Genomic DNA, 19792 nt, shown 5'->3' on the forward strand with positions numbered 1-19792 from the left:
TTCCGACAGGGTTAGAACTCCGATTCCACGGTAGTGCGTTCGAGACCGCCGTCCTGACCGCCTGATGCGAGGCGGCTGCCTCTCCGAAGCCGGGCTGTCGAGCCGAAGCTAGGCTTGTCGCCGTGACGTCACCGCTTCAGCCAGACCAGCCGGGCACCCCCGCGCCCGCCACCGGATCGAAGGCGCGACTGCCACTGTGGGACAACGCTCGCTTCATGGCGATCACCCTCGTCGTGGTGGGTCACGCCATCCTGCGGCTCATCGACGCCTCCGACACCTCGTACGGCGTCTACCTCGTCATCTACGCCTTCCACGTTCCCGTCTTCGTGCTCGTGAGCGGTTACTTCGCCAAGTCCAGCCCTCCAGGCGCGAAACAACTCAAGCGGCTTGTCACCGACCTCGTGCTGCCGTATCTCATCTTCGAGACGATCTGGACCCTGATTCGTTGGGCGATCGTCGGCACACTGAACATCGATCTCGCGCAACCGTCCTGGACCCTGTGGTTCATCCTCTCTCTCATCGCCTGGCGCATCGCTCTCCCGTACCTCGCGCAACTGCGCTATCCGCTCGTCATCAGCATCGTCGTCTCGGTGTGGGCGGGATACCTCGGGGCGATCACGTCGGAGTTGGCCGTGTCTCGCACTCTCGGTCTGCTGCCCTTCTTCGTGCTCGGCTGGCGGCTTCGAGGCAGCGACCTGACACGTCGGTGGTTGTCGTGGTCGCCCTCGACGGTTCTCTGGTGGCGCGTCGGCGCTCTTGCCGTGTTCGGCGCTGTCGCCGTCGCCGTCTTCGCGGGGATCGACTTCTGGCGGCAGATCGGAATCCGGCGTTTCCTGCTGTTCGACGAGTCGTACGCGGACATGGGGTATGGCGAGTGGTGGGCCGGCGGCATACGTCTCGCGGTGATCGGCGTCGCCGTCATCCTGTCGTTCGCTTTTCTGGTCCTGGTTCCCCGGCGTCGCACGGTCTTCACCGACCTCGGCCAAGCCACCCTCTACATCTACCTCTTGCATACCTTCGTGCTGTATCCGTTCCGTGAGTCCGGCGTCCTCGAAGGCGATGTGCCCTTCTGGTATCTACCGGGCATGATCGTGTTCGCGATCGTCGTCACGTTCCTGCTCGCGTCGAAGCCCGTGCGAAGACTCCTCAGACCCCTGGTCGAGCCGCATCCGCGGTGGCTGTTACGTCGTGTGTCCACGCCCGTTGACGCTCGTGCACCCGGTTCCTAGGCTCGCCTGAGAGCGATCCGCTCTCGCACCCGCCCCAAGAAAGCAGGACTCATGAGCGACAACGACGCCAGCTGGAAATTCGAGACCAAGCAGATCCACTCCGGGGCGGCCCCCGATCCGGTGACCAACGCCCGCGCCACACCGATCTACCAGACGACCTCGTACGTCTTCAACAACTCCGACCACGCGAAGAACCTGTTCGCCCTCGCCGAGTTCGGCAACATCTACACGCGCATCCAGAACCCGACGCAGAACGTCGTCGAGGAGCGGGTCGCCGCCCTCGAGGGAGGGACCGCAGCCCTGCTGGTCGCTTCGGGTCAGGCCGCAGAGACGTTCGCCGTGCTGAACATCGCCGAGGCGGGCGACCACATCGTGTCGAGCGCATCGATCTACGGAGGCACCTACAACCTCTTCAAGTACACGCTCGCCAAGCTCGGTATCGAGACCACCTTCGTCGAGAATCAAGACGACGCCGAGGAGTGGCGCCGTGCGGTGCGCCCCAACACGAAGCTCTTCTTCGCCGAGACGATCGGCAATCCGAAGATCAACATCCTCGACATCGAGCTCGTCGCCGACGTCGCCCACGAATCGGGCGTGCCGCTCATCGTCGACAACACGATCGCGACGCCCTACCTGATCCGCCCGTTCGAGCACGGCGCCGACATCATCGTGCACTCCGCCACTAAATTCCTGGGCGGCCACGGCACCGTTATCGGCGGCGTCATCGTCGACGGAGGAAAGTTCGCCTGGAGCAAGAACCCCGACCGTTTCCCCGGTCTCACATCGCCCGATCCCTCGTACCACGGCGTGAACTACTCCGAGGCACTCGGAGATGGCATCGCCTACATCATCAAGGCGCGCGTGCAGCTGCTCCGCGACCTGGGCTCGTCGATCGCTCCGGCAAGCGCGTGGCAGCTCATCCAGGGCATCGAGACCCTGAGCCTGCGCATCGAACGCCATGTGCAGAACGCTCAGGACGTCGCGGAATGGCTCGACGCGCACGACGACATCGCCACTGTCTACTACGCGGGCCTGCCCACGAGCCCCTGGTACGCCACAGCGAACAAGTACGCTCCCAAGGGTGTCGGCGCCGTGCTGTCGTTCGAGCTGAAAGGCGGGGTGGATGCGGGGCGCGCGCTGGTCGACAACCTCACGCTGTTCAGCCACCTGGCCAATATCGGCGACGTGCGCAGTCTCGTCATCCACCCCGCGTCGACGACGCACTCTCAGCTGACGCCCGAGCAGCAGCTCACGTCCGGCGTCACCCCGGGACTCGTGCGGCTCTCCGTGGGGCTCGAGAACATCGACGACATCAAGGCCGATCTCGAGGCAGGCCTCAGCGCTGCGCGCGAGGTGGCACGCGCGAACGCCGCCGTGTAGTCCAGCACTCCCGACGCGGCAGGCGACTCGGTCCGACGTAACAATCGGACCTGGTCGCCTGCTGCACGCCAGAATGAAGTGATATGGACTGGCAGACACCCGAAGACACCGTTCCGAGCGGCTTCATCACCGACGCGCAGATCAGATCGATTCTCGGCAAGCCGCCCGCATCCGGCGCCTGGCGGGACGGCGACCCGGTCGGAAGCCGGAGCTTCGTCTCGATCGGGTCGTTCGACTTCGAGACCGGAGCGCGCATTCCCGATGTGCGCATCGCCTACGAGACGCTCGGCACGCTCTCGCCCGAACGAGACAACGCCGTTCTCGTTCTTCACGCGCTGACCGGCGACAGCCACCTCGTCGGACACGCCGCGCCGGGGCATCCGACCGACGGATGGTGGAGCGGCATCGTCGGACCGGGCCTGGCCATCGACACGAACCGGTGGTTCGTCGTCAGCCCGAACATGCTGGGAGGCTGCCAGGGAAGCACGGGGCCGGCGTCGCTCGGGCCCGACGGGATCGAATGGGGCGCGTCCTTCCCGTACACGAGCATCGCCGACCAGGTGCGTGCCCAGGCGGCGTTCTCCGACGCCATCGGCATCGATCGGTGGGCCGCGGTCATCGGTGGGTCCATGGGGGGAATGCACGCGATCGAGTGGGGAGTCTCCCGCCCGGAGCGCATCGACAGGCTCGCGGTGATCGCCGCCCCCGCCCGCTCGAATGCAGATCAGGTCGCGCTCAATTCCGTGCAGGTCGAGGCCATCCACATCGATCCCCGATTCGCCGGCGGCGACTACTACGACGCGGCCGACGGGGAGGGCCCGCACCGCGGTCTCGCTCTGGCTCGTCGGATGGCCCTCCTCAACTACCGCAGCCCATCCGAGCTGAACGACAGATTCGGCAGAAGCTGGCAGTCGGGCATCAGCCCTCTCGGCAGCGACGGGCGATTCGCCGTCGAGTCGTACCTCGACTTTCACGGCAACAAGTTCACCCGCCGCTTCGACGCCAACTCCTACGTGACCCTGGTGCAGGCGATGAACTCGCACGACGTGGGTCGGGGGCGAGGCGGACTATCCGACGCTCTCTCGAAGGTCACGGTGCCCACGATCATCATCGGCATCGACAGCGACCGCCTTTTTCCGATAGAGGATCAGCTCGAGATCGCCCGTCACGTTCCGGGAAACATCGACGGCACCGACGCCGTCGTGCTGTCGTCGCCATTCGGGCACGACGGTTTTCTGATCGAGAACGAGGCCGTAGGACGGCAACTCAGGCGACTGCTGGATGCGTGACACGCGCCGTCCGGCTGGCGCACGACACAAAAAAGCCGGGAGTATCGCCTTGCCAACGACACTCCCGGCGGTTCCCCCCAAGTAGTTGACCCAGGCTACGCTCCTCCCATCTGCAACACAATATGTGCACCTCCCCCACTTCAGGGCACAGAGCGGTTAGCATGACTCTCGTGACAGAACGCCGGATTTCCGCAGTCGTCCGGCGCCGACAATGCCGCTGAGCGCGAGCGGCCAGCGGCGATTCCTCGCCCGCACGACGCGGCTCGTGGGTCTCTCGTTTCTCTCCGCGTCGTTCGTCGCCCTCCTGCTCGACGTCGCATCCGACCTCGACGTGCTCGTCGCCACGCTTCCTCTCTACGGGCTCATGGCTGCGGGCTTCACGATGATCGGCAGGACGAGGTCACTGGGCTGGAGCGCGACCGTGCTGCTGGCGGGGGTCGCAACAATCCTGCTCCTCGGCACCGACGCGCTGGGTGGCGACGCGGGATCGACGGCAACAGCAGCACTCCTCCTCGGATCGGCCGCCCTTCCCGCTCTTCTGGTCTGCAACCTCGATACTCCCGCCCGCATCATCGTCCTGGCCGTCGGAGCGGCACTTGTTCTCGCCGCGACCCTTGTGACCACCACCCGCACCCTGACTGTGGTCGAGACTCTTCTCTCCGTCATCGTCGGCTGGTCCGCGCTGATCGGCGTCACCATCTGGCTCTCCGTCAGCATCTCTCGCGCGCTCGCCCGTATCGCCCGACTCGGGCGGGCGCATCTCGCTGAACGCCACGCCACGGAAACCGAGGCTCAGCGCCGACAGGGCGCCCGACTCCTGCACGACACCGTCCTCGCCACCTTGACACTCCTCGCGCACTCCGGAGTCGGCGTGAGCCCCGACGCTCTGAGAGCCCAGGCATCGGAAGACGCGCGTCTTCTGAGGCAGCTGCGCCTGGGGGGCACCCCGATGCCACGGTCCTCGGGCGCCTACACGCTCGAAGCGACGGAGACCAGCGATCTGGGACACACGCTCGAGTCGGTCAAGCAGCGCTTCGATCGTATGGGCCTGACCGTCTCGTGGCACGGAGCGGGGCGCCTCCTGCTGCCCAGCGACGTGCTCGACGCATTCCTGCTCTCGCTGGCGGAGTGCCTCGAGAACGTTCGACGACACTCGGGGGTCAGCGACGCGGAGGTGACCATCACCCAGGACGACACGACGGTGAGAGCGATGGTGACCGACAACGGTGTCGGCTTCGATCTCGACCAGGTCGACTCCGCGAGGCTCGGTCTCGCAGAATCCGTGATCGCCCGCATCCGCGAGGTGGGTGGTCGAACGCGGCTCTTCTCCGCACCAGGATCGGGCACCACGGTCGTTCTGGAGGTTCCGAAGCTGTGACCGATCCGCTCCCTCACCGCGATCCGCTGCCCGGCGAGGATCCGAACGTCCTGAGCCGCCTTGTGAGAGCACGGCACATCGGGCCGCGAGCCGTCTCTGCCTTGCACGATGACCTCGCCGGCGACACCAGGCTCGGCTACGGGTATCTCGGCATTGCGGCGATCGTGCTCGGGTCGTGCCTGTTTCTGCGAGGCCTGATCACGTTCGTCATCGACGCCATCACCGGTCCCGCAGACGAATCCGTCGCGCTCCGCGTCATCGCCTGGGCTCTGCTCTCGGTGGCCCTCCTCGGGTCGTGTCTCCTCTCGCGCAGGTTCCACGGCCGCATCCCGGCTGTCGTCTTCGCGGCGGGCACCGTGCTCATGGCGCTCTCCCTGCTGTTGGAGACCATCGTCAACGTCGGCGCGTCTCAGCCGATTCTGCATTCGTCGACCGTGTTCGGAGTGGGGGCGACGCTGCTCGCCCTGGTCGGATCGCGACCCGCGGGTCAGCTGCTGGTCGCCGACGGCGTCTTCGCCGTGATCATCGTGGCCATGCTCGTCGCCGGCGCTTTCTCCGAGTCGTTCTCCCCCGGCCCGTCGGTACAGGTTGCTGCGACAGCCCTGCTTCCCCCGCTTCTCGGCGCCCTCATCATCAGGGGCTTCGGCGCGCTCGTGCAGCTGGAGATGGATCGCTCCGTGGTCGAGAGCGCGCTGCTTTCTCCGCGGTTCGCCTTCGGCATGCGGGCGTCCGACGACCTCGCACGCCTCGACCTCGAAGCCGAACGAATCCTCGACGGTGTCGCCCGAGGCACCATGGATCTTCCCCTCGACGCCGAGGTGGCGGCATCGGCATCGTCGATCGCCACCGAACTGCGCCTGCTCTTGGTCGCGGGGCGCAACGATACCTGGCTCCACCATGCGATCGAGGAATCGGAGGTTCTCGGCCCGGTCGTGACTCTCACCGATCCGCGGGGTCTGGCGGGTCTCCTCGATCCCAGCCAACGCGAGGGGCTCCTCTCTGCCATCTGGCTGCTCGTGGCGGACTCGTTTCGCCTGCAGCCGACCCTGCAGATCGTCATCGGCCCGCAGACCGTCGAGGAAGTCGGCGATGCTGCCGATAAGATGAGCTTTCCGGTCGCACTCACGGTCGACGGCGTCCCCAGGCGGCGCATCGACCCCGCCGTCTGGCCGGCGCTCGATCGTGTCGGTGAGCATGTGGAGATGGCCACCAGGGGCAGCATGACGATCGTGACGACAGTTCGTACCGTGGCACAGAACGCCACAGCGTAAACGGCCGGGAGGACAACCGTGACAAACTCCGCAGCACCGATCCGACTTGCGATCGTCGACGACCACCGAATGCTCCTCGGGGCGTTGACGGAGTGGATCCGTAACGCCGCCGACGACATCGACATGGTCGCCGCCGTCACCACCTGGCCCGACCTGCTCACACACCCGGAGTTCCCTGTCGACGTGGTCCTGCTCGACCTCGACCTGAAGGACTCGCTTCCGATCTCGGTGAAGCTGCGCACCCTGAAGACCACGGGCGTCAAGACGGTGCTCATGAGCACCTACTCCGAGCCCGCCGTCATTCGCGAGGCGATCGCGGCCGGCGCGCTGGGCTATCTCGTGAAGAGCGAGGAAGCGGCGATGATCGTCGAGGCGATCCGCGCAGCGCACTCGGGAAAACCGTTCATCTCGAGCGAGCTCGACCTCGCGCTCTCGGCCGACGAGGTCGGTGGAGCGCCCAAGCTCTCGGCGCAGGAGCGCCGGGTCATGGCGCTGTACGGCGGCGGCGAGCCCGTCAAGCAGGTCGCCCAGGCGCTCGAGATCTCAGAAGAGACCGCGAAGTCCTACCTGAAACGCATCCGTGAGAAGTACCGCGTGGCGGGCATCGACGTCGGAACGAAGGTCGCCCTGCGTAAGCGCGCGATCCAGGACGGCCTGCTCGTGCAGGTCGATTACCACCGCGCGTCGGAGACCAACCTCACGGAGTGAGCGTGCCGAGGGCGCTTTCGAGCCGCTCGACCTTCGCCGTCAGTTCCCCGCTGTACCCGGCGCGAATGTCCGCCTTCAGAACAAGCGAGACCCGACTGCCGAAACGGGCGACCGCCTCGGTCGCGTCCTTGACGACCGCGAAGACCTCGTCCCACTCCCCCTCGATCGTGGTGAACATCGAGTCCGTCTGATTCGGCAGCCCGGAGTCGCGCACGACTTTCACGGCGGCGGCGACGGCATCGTGCACCGACCCGTCCTCTCTTCCGGTTCCCGAGGGTGCTACAGAGAATGCGACGAGCATCAGGAGATCTGCCTTTCCAGTGATTCAGGACGAGCTGGGGACGAATCTGGACGCCGTCTCAGGCGCCAGACCATGCGCACGGCAAGGAGGAACAGAGCGATGAGCGCGAGATTACGTAGGCTCAGCACGACCAGCATCCCGGGCTGAAGAACGAGCAGGGCGTCGTACCCGAAGGGGTAGACGATCTGTGTCACGGCGGCGATACCCAGAGCCAGCATCGCCGGGGCGAGAAATCGCCGTCCCTGCGTGGTAATCCCGAGCACGACGGGCGCGGCGATCCACAACACGAACTGAGGCGAACCGACCTTATTGAAGACGAGCAGGCCCACGACGATCGCGAGGCTGAGGGGCGCGAGCAGGTGAACGGGCCGAGCCCCGCTGCGCACGACGATCGCGCCGAGCGCCAGCAGCGCCGCCGACGAGACGACGAGGAGCGGGGTCATCAACGCGCTCGCCTCGTCTACGCCCGCACCGACCACTTGGAATGTGTTGATCGACTGGATGTACTTCACCGAGGCGGACATCGGATCGACGTAGGCGATCCACATCCAGACGGTGCTGATCGGCGCTTCGATTTGCAGCCCGCGCGAGGACTGCTGAGAGATGAACCCCAGACTGTTCGCGCCGCTTCCGAGGGCGAGCACGACGAGCCCGATGGCGACGGCGCTGGCCACGTAGGAGATCGCGGCGGTAGCTCGTCTTCGGCTGGCGACGACGACCGCGGCGACGAGAACCGCGGGCCAGACCTTGATCCACGTCGCGATGGCCAGGAGCGCCGCGGCCACCACGGGTCGATGCTGAGCAACGAGCAGGGCGATGATCGCGATGGCGACCGTCATCACGTCTATTCGTCCGAGCGCAACGGGGCCGAGGAACAACATAAAACCGATCCACCACCAGGCCGCGGTGATCCTCAGCGCCCCGAACCGAGCTCCTGGCCCCGTGCGCGCAAGCAGATAAGCCAAGACGACGGCGTTGGTGACGACCACGACGAGTAACCAGCCGACGCCATACAGCTCCGGACCGAGCACCATCGCCGCGAGCATGGGAACGAGCGCAACGAGCGGGTAGACCCACGGTTCGGACACGCCCACCACGTCGCCGGCCAGGGCGTTCTGCACCCACGAGCTGTATTGCCGCGTGACGTCGCCCCACGGCAGGGTCGGGTGAGTCAGACCCACGAATCCGAGCCAGGCGTGCACGATCAGGAACGCCGCCCACAGAACCGCGGGTCGCCTCACCGTCGTCACCAGCATCATCCGCACGACGCCCATACTAGGCCGCGCCGCATCCGTCCTGCGGGAGCACGCGCACAGGCTGCTCGCCGCTGGCTCCCAGCTAGGGATCACCTCGGCCTGATTGTCTTGCGGTTCACCCACCAACCAGCACGGATGGATCATGAAGAGACTTGCGAGCATTGCTATCGGCGTTTCGGCGTCGGTGCTCGCACTGGGCACGATGGCTGCTGTCGCCGGTCCCATCATGTACGGCAGCGCCGCGGCGAGCCCGAGCGCCACGATACCGAGCGTGATGCCCACGGTACGCGCGGTGTCGCCGCAGAGCGTTGTGAATGACACCTCCGATCTGTCCGGCGATTGGGCGATCGAGAACGGATCGAGCGCGGGCTACACGGTCGGCGCCGTGGTCAACGGGTCGGCGGTGACGGTCAGTGGAACAACCGACCGTGTCGCCGGATCCGCGACCGTCGAAGACAGCGTGCTCACCGGGGCGACCATCGTCGTCGAGGTCGCCAGCATCACCACAGACAACGCCGTGCGCGACGCCTACTTCAGAGGCCCTGCTCTCGACGCCGCCGACTACCCCACCGCGTTGTTCACGCTCTCGTCACCCATCACGCTCACCGACGACTTGCTCGGCGGCAAGCCGGTCACCGTGGCGGCATCGGGCGATCTGAATCTGCATGGCGTCAGCCGCGCGGTCGAGGTATCGCTCACGGCCACCCTCAAGAACGGTCGACTCACGCTCACCGGAAGCGTTCCCGTCTCGTTCGACGATTACGGCATCGAGCCCATCGACCTCGGGTTCGCCCGGGTCGACAACGAGGGCTCCATCGACTTCATCTTGGCAGTCTCTCCACGCTGATCTCGGTCTGAGCTCAGAGCACCGGCGCAGCCGATCAGCGCGGGTCGCCACCGAGCAGATCCGCGATCGTGAGCCCGACGGAGTCGGCGATGTCGAGTGCCGTGATGGGGCCGCCGCCAGATGCGCGGACGCTCGCCGCCTGATGCACGAAGGCGGCGGTCGCCGCCACGCGTGACAGGATGCCGGCGCCCTCGTCGGCCAAGTACGGTGCGTTGGTAGCGACGAGGGCTCCGAGGATGCCCCCGAGAACGTCACCCGAGCCGGCGGTCGCCGCCCAGCTCGTCGCCGCGGTCACGCTGATCGTGCGGGTCGTCGGTCCGGCGATGATGGTGCGCGCGCCCTTCAAGAGCACGGTGACGCCGAAACGTTCGGCCGTGGCGGTCGCCCAGTGCACGGGATCGTCGGAGATGCTGGATCGCTCGACGGTGACACCGGCGCGGTGCCAGAGTGAGGCGATTTCGCCCGCGTGCGGCGTGATGATCGTGTGGGATCCGGACTCGGGCACGAGATCGAGAGCCCCCGCATCGATCACGCAGGGCACGTCGTCACCGAGGGCGCGTCGAAGCAGGGATGTCTCGGCATCCGTTCTCTGTCCGGCATCCATGCCGGAGCCGACGAGCCACGCCTGCACCCGACCCTCGGCCGTGACGATCTCCGGGCGTCGCTGCAGCACGAGGGTCGTCGGAACCTCGGGACCGAGATACCGGATCATGCCTACACCGGTCCTCGCGGCGGCATCCACGCCCAGCACGGCCGCCCCCGGATACATGTTCGACCCCGTCCGGATTCCCAGGACACCGCGGCGATACTTGTCGTCGCTCGCTCGAGGGACTCTGATGATCGACGCCGCGTCTGCCGCGGTCCACTCGATCGTGTCGCCGGTGCGGCCTGTGGGTTGTGTCGGAGTGCGTTCGGTCTTGTCGCTCACAGCTCCACGATAGATTGAGTGCACCCCCACCCTCGACGATCTGCGGAGCTCTATGCCTTCCGCGATACCTGACGAAAGACATGACCATGAGCGGCTCCCTTCTCTTCACGCCCCTCAGCATCCGAGGCGTGACCATCCGCAACCGCATCTGGGTGGCTCCCATGTGCCAGTACTCCGCTGAGGCCGGCGATGGGATGACCACCGACTGGCATCTCGTTCATCTCGGATCGTTCGGCCAGGGCGGTGCCGGTCTCGTGATCACCGAGGCCACGGCCGTCAGCCCCGAAGGCCGGATCTCCCCCCAGGACCTCGGCATCTGGAACGACGAGCAGGCGCAAGCCTTCCGTCGCATCACCGACTTCCTGCACGGTCAGGGAGCGACCACCGGCATCCAGTTGGCCCACGCCGGCCGAAAAGCCTCGACGTATCGGCCCTGGGCGAGCGAACGCGGCACGGTTCCGCTGGATGCCGGTGGCTGGCAGACCGAAGGACCCTCGCCTGTCGCATTCCCCGGCTACGCGACACCCGCGGAGATGGGCTCGGCGGCCATAGACGGCGTCGTCGACGACTTCGTCGCAGCCGCACTGCGCTCGATCGATGCCGGATTCGACGTGCTCGAGATTCACGCCGCCCACGGCTATCTGCTTCACCAGTTCCTGTCTCCGCTCAGCAACGAGCGCAGCGACGAATACGGTGGCAGCCTCGAGAACCGAGCAAGACTGCTGCTACGCGTCGTGGCCGATATCCGGGCCGCGGTGGGCGACGAGGTTCCTCTTCTCGTGCGCTTCTCGGCCACCGACTGGGTCGAGGATGGCTGGAACGAGCAGCAGACCGCGACCGTGGCGGGCTGGGCCAGAGATCACGGAGCCGACGTCTTCGACATCTCGAGCGGCGGCAACATCACGGGCGTCACGATTCCCTCGACGCCCGGATATCAGGTCCCCCTCGCCGAATATGTGGGCGCGAAAGGCGACGTTCCCGTGAGCGCGGTGGGTCTCATCACCACCTCGACGCAAGCGGCGCAGATCGTCGACGAGGGTCGTGCCGATGCCGTGATGCTCGGACGCGAGATGTTGCGAGATCCACATTTCGCGCTGAGAGCCGCTCACGAGCTGGGCGTGGCCGTCGACTACTGGCCGTCACAGTACGTGCGCGCGGCCTGGCCGAACTAGAAGCAGGCCACGCGCCGGGTCGAGTCAGAGTCGCCGGCTCGCGTCAGAGTCGCCGAGTCGCATCCTGCACTTCGCCCACCAGCTCCTCGATGATGTCCTCGAGAAAGAGCACGCCCGTGGTTCGACCCGATTCTGAGAAGGTGCGCGCGAGGTGCGCGTTCGTGCGGCGCATGCTGGCCAACGCGTCTTCGAGCTCCGTTCCCTCGTAGATCGACACCAGCTGCCTGATGCGCTTGGCGGGCACTGGCAGGTCGACCTCGTCGGCGTCGAGATCGATGACGTCTTTCAGGTGGAGGTAGCCGTCGGGCCGACCCTCCTCGTCGACCACGATGTAGCGCGAGAATCCGTGCTTGGCCACGGCGTGCTCGATCTCCGCTGGCGTGACGTGATCCGACAGGCTCACGAGCGACTCCAGCGGCACGGCCACGTCTTTGACGGTCTTCGACGTGAATTCGAAAGCTGCGTTGAGCGCTCCGGTCGTGTCGCTGAGAACTCCCTCTCGCGTCGACTGCGACACGATCGTCGAGACCTCGTCGAGCGTGAATGCACTCGCCGCCTCGTCTTTCGGCTCGACCCCGAAGAGCCGAAGAATCGAGTTGGCCGTCGCGTTGAGGGCGACGATGGCGAACCGGAAGACGCGCGCGAGCCACACCAGCGGCGGCGCGAGCAACAGGACGGCACGCTCGGGGAGCGAGAACGACAGGTTCTTCGGAACCATCTCGCCGAACACGACGTGCAGGAACGACACGATCAGCAGCGTGACGACGAAAGCTGCCGTGCCGATGACCTCTTCGGGCAAACCGGTGAGGCCCAGCGGAATCTCGAGCAGGTGGTGGATCGCCGGCTCGGAGACATTGAGGATCAGCAGCGAGCACACGGTGATTCCGAGCTGGCACATCGCCAGCATGAGTGTCGCGTGCTCCATGGCCCAGAGCGCGGTCTTGGCGCTTGCCTTGCCCTGCTCGGCGAGGGGCTCGATCTGCGAGCGGCGCGCGGAGATCACGGCGAATTCGGCGCCGACGAAGAAGGCGTTGGCCAAAAGCAGCACAACGAGCCAGACGATACCCAGCCAATCAGCCACGGTCGTTCACCTCCGCGCTCGAGTCATCGGTCGTAAGTGCATCGATCGGGGCCGCGGCCTCGTCGGTGGCGATCGGGGTGAATCGGATGCGGTCGATACGCCGCCCGTCGAGCCGAACGACGGCGAGTTGGCCGGTCGGCAACTCGACCGTATCGCCCACCACGGGCAGTCGTCCGAGTTCGCTCATCATGTATCCGGCCACCGTTTCGAAAGGACCGTCGTCGGGAACGCTGATGCCCGCGCGGTCGGCGAGCTCGTCCGGTCGAAGGATTCCGGGAAACGACACGGAGTTGAGCGTCTTCACCACTCCGGCACGCGAGCGGTCGTGCTCGTCGTCGAGTTCGCCGACGAGCTCCTCGACCAGGTCCTCGAGCGTGACGACGCCCGCGGTTCCCCCGTATTCGTCGACGACGATCGCCATCTGATACCCGCGGCCGCGCAGTTCGCCCAGCAGCGAGTCGAGCTTCATCGTCTCTGGCACGCGGATGACGTTCGAGGCAAGGGCCGCTGCGGGCACATCGTTTCGTCTGTTGCGCGGAACGCTGACGGCCTGTTTGACGTGCACGACCCCGACGATGTCATCGATGTCGTCATCGAGCACGGGAAAGCGGCTGTGCCCCGTCGTGCGGGTGAGCATGATCACGTCTTCGGCGCTGTCTGTGCGCTTCACGCTCGCGATGCGCGGCCTCGGAGTCATGGCATCCGATGCAGTGTGTCCCGAGAAGAGCAGAGTTCGATTGAGCAGGGTCGCCGTGTCGACGTCGAGACTGCCCTGCATGGCCGACCGCCGCACGAGCGACGAGAGTTCCTCGGCCGTACGCGCGCCGGAGAGCTCTTCTTTCGGCTCGATGCCCATCGCGCGAAGCAACCCGTTTGCGCTGTTGTTCAGGAGGCTGACGGCGGGCTTGAAGACCATGGTGAAGAGGCGCTGGGCCGGAATCACGAGCTTGGCGGTCTGCAGGGGCAGAGCCAGGGCGAAGCTCTTCGGCACCAGCTCGCCGACGATCATCGACAACAGTGTGGCGAAGACGATGGCGATCGTCGCCGAGATGCCGGGCACCACGCCCTCGGGGATGCCGACGCCCATCAGGGGCGCTCGAAGAAGGTTCGAGATGGCCGGCTCCATGGTGTATCCGGTAAGGAGCGTGGTGAGTGTGATGCCGAGCTGAGCGCTCGAGAGGTGCGTCGAGGTGATCTTCAACGCGGCGATCGTCGGACCGAGGCCCGTGTCTCCGCGATTCTGACGCGCCTCGAGGTCGCTGCGATCGAGATTGACCAGGGCGAACTCGCTGGCAACGAAGATGCCGGTACCGAAGGTCAGAACGATACCGACGCCGAACATGATCCAGTCAAGAGGCACGGGTGCCGCCGGAGCTGTTCAGAAGAAGGGATGGATGGGCTGAGGGAGGGTCGTCCATTGTCTGGCCAGTATACCGGCTGCCCTCGCCCGACGGCCGGGCGCCTACCAGCTGACGGGCAGGGCTTTTCCTTCTTCGTACCCGGCGGCCGACTGGATACCGACCAGAGCGCGATCGTGGAACTCGGCGACATCCGACGCGCCCGCGTACGTGAACGAGCTGCGCACGCCCGAGGTGATCATGTCGAGCAGATCCTCGACAGAGGGGCGCAGGGGGTCGAGGTAGATGCTGCTCGACGAGATGCCCTCGGCGAACAGCGTCTTGCGGGCGAGCTCGTAGGCATCGAGACGACCGAAGCGGTCTTTCACGGCCTTGGTCGATGCCATGCCCCAGCTCTCCTTGTACAGCCGACCCGTCGCATCCGTCTTCAAGGTGCCCGGCGCCTCGATCGTGCCCGCGAACCACGAACCGATCATGACGCTCGACGCTCCGGCGGCCAGCGCGAGCGCGACGTCGCGCGGGTAGCGCACTCCCCCGTCGGCCCAGACGTGGGCGCCGAGTTCGCGAGCCGCGTCGGCGGTCTCGAGCACGGCGGAGAACTGGGGTCGTCCGACGGCCGTCATCATGCGCGTGGTGCACATGGCGCCAGGGCCGACTCCCACCTTGAGGATCGTGGCCCCGGCCGAGACGAGGTCGCGCACGGCATCGGCGGTCACGATGTTGCCGGCGACGATGGGAAGGCCGAGGTTCTCGTTCGCCACCGTCTCGATGGCGCGCAGCATGCCCTCCTGGTGTCCGTGGGCTGTGTCGATCACCAGCACGTCGACGCCGGCCGACGCCAGGGCGCGGGCCTTGGATGCGACGTCGCCGTTGATACCGACCGCTGCGGCCACGCGAAGGCGACCGTGAGCATCGAGTGCCGGCGTGTACAGAGTCGAACGGAGCGCGCTCGTGCGGCTCAGCGTTCCGATGACCGATCCGTGCCGCATCACCGGCGCGAAGTCGAGTTCGGCCTCGACCATCGCGTCGAACGCCTCGCGAGGCGAGTCGATATCGTCAGCCGACAGGGCGGTGAGCGGGCCGTGTAGGAGGTCGCCGAGGAGCGCGTCCGGCAGCGCGGACGCCAGTCGTGCCGCGGCGATGCACCCGAGGTAGACGCCGGCCTGGTCATGGATGACGATGCCGTGCCCTGCGACCGCGGGGATCTGACGAAGCGCTTGCTCGACTGTGTCGTCGGGGCCGAAATCGAAGGGGGTGTCGAACTCGACGGGCTGCGCTTTCACCCACCGAATCGCGGCGTCGAGGTCTTGCAGGTGCATGTCCTGGGGAAGAACGCCGAGCCCGCCGCGCCGCGCCAGGGTGGCGGAGAGTCGGGGACCGGTGACCGAGTTCATGTTCGCGCTGACGATCGGGATGCTCGCCCCGGTGCCGTCGTTCGGAGCGAGCGACACGTCGAGCCTGCTCGTGACGCGTGAGCGCGAAGGCACGAGGAAGACGTCGGAATACGTGAGGTCGTGGGTCGCGGTCGCGTGATAGAACTCCATACCCCCAACGGTAGTCGCTTCTGTGCCCGGCGAACCCTTCGTCGGGTGGCGCTTCAGGCTGAGGGGATTAGGCTTGACCATGAACGTGTCGGGCGCCCGCCGGCAACGATGCAGGGCGCTGACGACTGTCATGAATGTACTGATTTCAGGCGAATTGTCGATGCACGATGAAGAGAGTGGGCGATCGGGCTTGTCTAGCCAAACGACCGGAGTGGAAAACGACGAGAGCGCGTCGGAGTTCGGAGCCAACGAATGGCTCGTCGAGGAGCTCTACGAGCAGTTCAAGGTAGACCGCAAGTCGGTCGACGAGTCGTGGTGGCCGATCCTCGAGAGCTACCACTCGGCGGTGGTGTCCAAGGGTGGCGCAACATCGACCGTGACGGCTCAGCAGGCCGCGCCCGCCGCGACCGAATCCGAGCAGGTCGCCGTGGCATCCGGAGCGACGACGACACCCACGTCGCCCGTCGCGACGGTCTCGACCGAGGCGCCGTCCGGCGCATCCGTCGCAGACCAGCGTGAGAGTCAGCCCGAAGCGCGCACGACGAGCGTGCAGGCCCGCCAGGCTCCTATCCCGGCAGAAGCGCCGGTCTCCGCTCCCAAGCGCGACACCACGCCCGAGTCGGCCAGCAGCGAAGACGATGTCGAGAAAGACACCGTCACGCCGCTGCGAGGCATGGCCAAGACGCTGGCGACCAACATGGACGCCAGCCTCACCGTGCCGACGGCCACGAGCGTGCGATCGATCCCGGCCAAACTGCTGATCGACAACCGCATCGTCATCAACTCCAACCTCAAGCGCAGCCGCGGCGGCAAGGTGTCGTTCACCCACATCATCGGCTGGGCCCTCGTGCAGGCGATGAAGGAGTTCCGCAGCCAGAACGTCTACTACGACGAGGTAGACGGCAAGCCCTCGGTCGTCGCCCCCGCCCACGTCGGGCTGGGAATCGCCATCGACATCCCGAAGCCCGACGGCACCCGCGCCCTCCTGGTGCCCGGAATCAAGCGTGCCGACACGATGGGCTTCAACGAGTTCCTCCACGCCTACGAAGAGCTGGTGAGCCGCGCCCGCGCGAACAAGCTGACGGCGGCCGACTTCCAGGGCACCACGATCTCACTCACCAACCCCGGTGGCATCGGCACGGTGCACTCGGTTCCCCGCCTGATGAAGGGCCAGGGCTGCATCATCGGCGCCGGCGCTCTCGAGTACCCGGCCGAGTTCCAGGGAACCAGCCCGAAGACGCTCAATGACCTGGGCATCGGCAAGATCATCACGCTCACCAGCACCTACGACCACCGCGTCATCCAGGGCGCCGGCTCCGGCGAGTACCTGCGCAAGGTGCACGAGCTGCTGATCGGCGAGCGCAATTTCTACGAGAACATCTTCGCCGAGCTGCGCATCCCCTACGCGCCGATCCACTGGGCGCCCGACATCAGCGTCGACCTCTCCGACGCCGTCGACAAGACCGCCCGGGTCCAGGAACTGATCAACGCATTCCGCGTACGCGGTCACCTGATGGCCGACATCGACCCGCTCGAGTACCGCCAGCGCACACACCCCGATCTCGACATCGAGAATCACGGGCTGACCCTCTGGGATCTCGACCGCGAGTTCGTGACCGGCGAGTTCGGGGCGAAGCGCAGCGCGCTTCTGCGGGACATCCTCGGCGTGCTCCGCGACTCGTACTGCCGCAAGACCGGCATCGAGTACATGCACATCCAGGATCCCGCCCAGCGCAAGTGGATCCAGGACAAGGTCGAACGCCCCTACGCCAAGCCCGGGCACGACGAGCAGATGCGCATCCTGGCCAAGCTCAACGAGGCCGAAGCCTTCGAGACCTTCCTCCAGACCAAATACGTCGGCCAGAAGCGGTTCAGTCTCGAGGGTGGAGAGTCCACGATCGCCCTGCTCGACGCCATCATCCAGGGCGCCGCAGACGAAGGCCTCGACGAGGTCGCGATCGGCATGGCGCACCGTGGCCGTCTGAACGTCCTGACGAACATCGCTGGCAAGACCTACGGCCAGATCTTCCGCGAGTTCGAGGGAACTCAAGACCCCCGCACCGTCCAAGGCTCCGGTGACGTGAAGTACCACCTCGGCACCGAGGGTACCTTCCACGGCAGCGACGGCACAGAGATCCCCGTCTACCTCGCAGCGAACCCGTCGCACCTCGAAGCCGCCGACGGCGTGCTCGAGGGAATCGTCAGGGCCAAGCAAGACCGCAAGGCGATCGGAACCTTCTCGACGCTGCCGATCCTCATCCACGGAGACGCAGCCCTCGCAGGGCAAGGCATCGTGGTCGAGACGCTCCAGATGTCGCAGCTGCGCGGCTACCGCACGGGCGGCACGATCCACATCAACATCAACAACCAGGTCGGCTTCACGACCCCTCCCGGGGAGTCCCGCTCGTCGGTCTACTCCACCGACGTGGCGAAGACGATCCAGGCTCCGATCTTCCACGTGAACGGCGACGACCCCGAGTCGGTCGTGCGTGTCGCACAACTCGCCTTCGAGTACCGGCAGCAGTTCCACCGCGATGTCTTCATCGATCTGATCTGCTACCGACGACGCGGGCACAACGAGGGAGACGACCCCTCGATGACGCAGCCGCTCATGTATAACCTCATCGAGGCGAAGCGCAGCGTTCGCCGTCTCTACACCGAGTCGTTGGTCGGTCGTGGCGACATCACCGAAGAGGAGTACCAGGCAGCCCACCGCGACTTCCAGGACCGCCTCGAGCGCGCCTTCGCCGAGACTCATGCCGCGCAGACCTCGTCGATTCCCGTCATCAAGGCCGACGGCTCGGCCGTCGCGGACCTCGAGCTGCCCGACGCGCAGCAGAGCGACTCGGCGAGTTCGGATGCGTTCTCGACGGCGGTCGCGGAGTCCACGATCCACCAGATCGGCGACGCGTTCCAGAACAAGCCAGCGGGCTTCACCGTGCACCCGAAGCTGCAGCAGCTGCTGAACAAGCGCCTCGAGATGAGCCGCTCCGGCGGAATCGACTGGGCCTTCGCCGAACTCCTGGCGCTCGGCTCGCTGCTGCTCGAGGGCACCCCGGTGCGCCTCGCCGGGCAGGACACGCGCCGCGGGACGTTCGTTCAGAGGCACGCCGTTCTCCATGACCGTGAGAACGGTCAAGAGTGGCTGCCGCTGGCCAACCTCAGCGAGAGCCAGGCCCGATTCTGGATCTACGACTCGCTGTTGAGCGAGTACGCCGCGATGGGCTTCGAATACGGATACTCGGTCGAGCGGCCCGACGCCCTCGTGCTCTGGGAGGCCCAGTTCGGCGACTTCGCCAACGGCGCCCAGATCGTGATCGACGAGTTCATCTCGTCGGCGGAGCAGAAGTGGGCGCAGCGGTCCTCGCTCGTCCTGCTCCTCCCCCACGGATACGAGGGCCAGGGTCCCGACCACTCGTCCGCACGCATCGAGCGCTACCTGCAGCTCTGTGCCGAGAACAACATGACCGTCGCTCGCCCGTCGACGCCGGCCTCGTACTTCCACCTGCTGCGTCGGCAGGCGTACGCTCGCCCCCGCAAGCCGCTCGTCGTCTTCACTCCGAAGGCCATGCTGCGCCTCCGGGGCGCCACGAGCGACGTTCCCGACCTCACCAATGGAACGTTCGAGCCCGTCATCGACGACACTCGCGTCACAGACCAGTCCTCGGTGACCCGGGTTCTGCTGCACTCGGGCAAGATCCACTACGACCTGCTCAACGAGCTGCAGAAGAAGCCCGACGACCAGATCGCTCTCGTGCGACTCGAGCAGTACTACCCCGCGCCGGTCAATGAATTGAAGGCTGTTCTGGATCAGTATCCGAACGCCGAAGTGGTCTGGGTACAGGACGAGCCTGAGAATCAGGGTGCCTGGCCGTTCGTGGCGGTGGAGGTCGCACCGCACCTCGGCCGCTCCGTGCGTGTCGTCTCACGGCCTGCGGCAGCATCGCCTGCGGCCGGATCTGCCAAGCGGCATGCGGTGGAGCAGACCGAACTGATCGAGCGCGCTACCGAGAGGTGATGATCGGTCGGTTTCTCGAGCGCCGCTCGAGA

Annotated in this window: 15 protein-coding genes; 9 read left to right on the forward strand and 6 right to left on the reverse strand. The window is 66.2% G+C overall.

The window, feature by feature from the left end; translation table 11 throughout:
* Positions 1-122 precede the first annotated feature (122 nt).
* The 6 genes from CCK87_RS07665 (at position 123) to CCK87_RS07690 (ending at position 7255) form a co-directional block, all read left to right on the forward strand.
* The gene (locus tag CCK87_RS07665; protein WP_249273769.1) at positions 123-1229 is read left to right on the forward strand and encodes an acyltransferase family protein; all 1107 of its coding nucleotides are present in this window, start codon (positions 123-125) and stop codon (positions 1227-1229) included.
* 51 nt (positions 1230-1280) lie between these two features.
* The gene (locus tag CCK87_RS07670) at positions 1281-2609 is read left to right on the forward strand and encodes a bifunctional o-acetylhomoserine/o-acetylserine sulfhydrylase (RefSeq protein ID WP_086460823.1); all 1329 of its coding nucleotides are present in this window, start codon (positions 1281-1283) and stop codon (positions 2607-2609) included.
* Positions 2610-2692: 83 nt separating this feature from the next.
* Positions 2693-3898, forward strand: a complete 1206-nt coding sequence (locus tag CCK87_RS07675; protein WP_086460824.1) for a homoserine O-acetyltransferase — start codon at positions 2693-2695, stop codon at positions 3896-3898.
* 211 nt (positions 3899-4109) lie between these two features.
* A complete protein-coding gene (locus CCK87_RS07680; RefSeq protein ID WP_086460825.1) occupies positions 4110-5276 on the forward strand; it encodes an ATP-binding protein in 1167 nt (388 codons plus the stop codon).
* Positions 5273-6547, forward strand: a complete 1275-nt coding sequence (locus CCK87_RS07685; RefSeq protein ID WP_086460826.1) for a hypothetical protein — start codon at positions 5273-5275, stop codon at positions 6545-6547. Before CCK87_RS07680 ends, CCK87_RS07685 begins: the two co-directional genes overlap by 4 nt.
* 18 nt (positions 6548-6565) lie before the next feature.
* The gene (locus tag CCK87_RS07690) at positions 6566-7255 is read left to right on the forward strand and encodes a response regulator transcription factor (protein WP_283160431.1); all 690 of its coding nucleotides are present in this window, start codon (positions 6566-6568) and stop codon (positions 7253-7255) included.
* Here CCK87_RS07690 and CCK87_RS07695 read toward each other — a convergent pair.
* Complete coding sequence (locus tag CCK87_RS07695; RefSeq protein WP_086460828.1) at positions 7245-7556, reverse strand: thiamine-binding protein; 312 nt, start codon at positions 7554-7556, stop codon at positions 7245-7247. The genes CCK87_RS07690 and CCK87_RS07695 overlap by 11 nt on opposite strands.
* Positions 7556-8815 carry a glycosyltransferase 87 family protein gene (locus tag CCK87_RS07700; RefSeq protein WP_249273823.1) on the reverse strand — a complete coding sequence of 420 codons (1260 nt, stop codon included), beginning with the start codon at positions 8813-8815 and terminating at the stop codon, positions 7556-7558. Before CCK87_RS07700 ends, CCK87_RS07695 begins: the two co-directional genes overlap by 1 nt.
* A gap of 139 nt (positions 8816-8954) precedes the next feature.
* On the opposite strand from CCK87_RS07700, the gene CCK87_RS07705 reads away from it, so the two are divergent.
* Positions 8955-9659 (forward strand): YceI family protein, encoded by a 705-nt coding sequence (locus CCK87_RS07705; protein WP_140162784.1) that lies wholly within the window; start codon positions 8955-8957, stop codon positions 9657-9659.
* 34 nt (positions 9660-9693) lie between these two features.
* Here CCK87_RS07705 and CCK87_RS07710 read toward each other — a convergent pair whose 3' ends face one another.
* Complete coding sequence (locus tag CCK87_RS07710; RefSeq protein ID WP_249273770.1) at positions 9694-10587, reverse strand: ADP/ATP-dependent (S)-NAD(P)H-hydrate dehydratase; 894 nt, start codon at positions 10585-10587, stop codon at positions 9694-9696.
* Between the two features lie 86 nt (positions 10588-10673).
* Between CCK87_RS07710 and CCK87_RS07715 the strand changes: the two genes are divergently transcribed.
* Positions 10674-11759, forward strand: a complete 1086-nt coding sequence (locus CCK87_RS07715; protein WP_086461227.1) for an NADH:flavin oxidoreductase/NADH oxidase — start codon at positions 10674-10676, stop codon at positions 11757-11759.
* A 43-nt stretch (positions 11760-11802) separates the two neighbouring features.
* Here the strand turns inward: CCK87_RS07715 and CCK87_RS07720 are convergent, their stop codons facing one another.
* The 3 genes from CCK87_RS07720 to CCK87_RS07730 form a co-directional block, all read right to left on the reverse strand.
* Positions 11803-12840 carry a hemolysin family protein gene (locus CCK87_RS07720; protein ID WP_086460831.1) on the reverse strand — a complete coding sequence of 346 codons (1038 nt, stop codon included), beginning with the start codon at positions 12838-12840 and terminating at the stop codon, positions 11803-11805.
* Positions 12833-14182, reverse strand: coding sequence for a hemolysin family protein (locus CCK87_RS07725; RefSeq protein ID WP_086460832.1), 1350 nt, complete (start codon positions 14180-14182; stop codon positions 12833-12835). The genes CCK87_RS07720 and CCK87_RS07725 overlap by 8 nt, the downstream gene beginning before the upstream one ends.
* A 120-nt stretch (positions 14183-14302) precedes the next feature.
* Positions 14303-15742 (reverse strand): GuaB1 family IMP dehydrogenase-related protein, encoded by a 1440-nt coding sequence (locus CCK87_RS07730; protein ID WP_086460833.1) that lies wholly within the window; start codon positions 15740-15742, stop codon positions 14303-14305.
* A 190-nt stretch (positions 15743-15932) separates the two neighbouring features.
* On the opposite strand from CCK87_RS07730, the gene CCK87_RS07735 reads away from it, so the two are divergent.
* Positions 15933-19760 (forward strand): multifunctional oxoglutarate decarboxylase/oxoglutarate dehydrogenase thiamine pyrophosphate-binding subunit/dihydrolipoyllysine-residue succinyltransferase subunit, encoded by a 3828-nt coding sequence (locus tag CCK87_RS07735; RefSeq protein ID WP_170927188.1) that lies wholly within the window; start codon positions 15933-15935, stop codon positions 19758-19760.
* Positions 19761-19792 lie beyond the last annotated feature (32 nt).

Source organism: Agreia sp. VKM Ac-1783, from assembly GCF_900177765.1.
GTDB lineage: Bacteria > Actinomycetota > Actinomycetes > Actinomycetales > Microbacteriaceae > Agreia.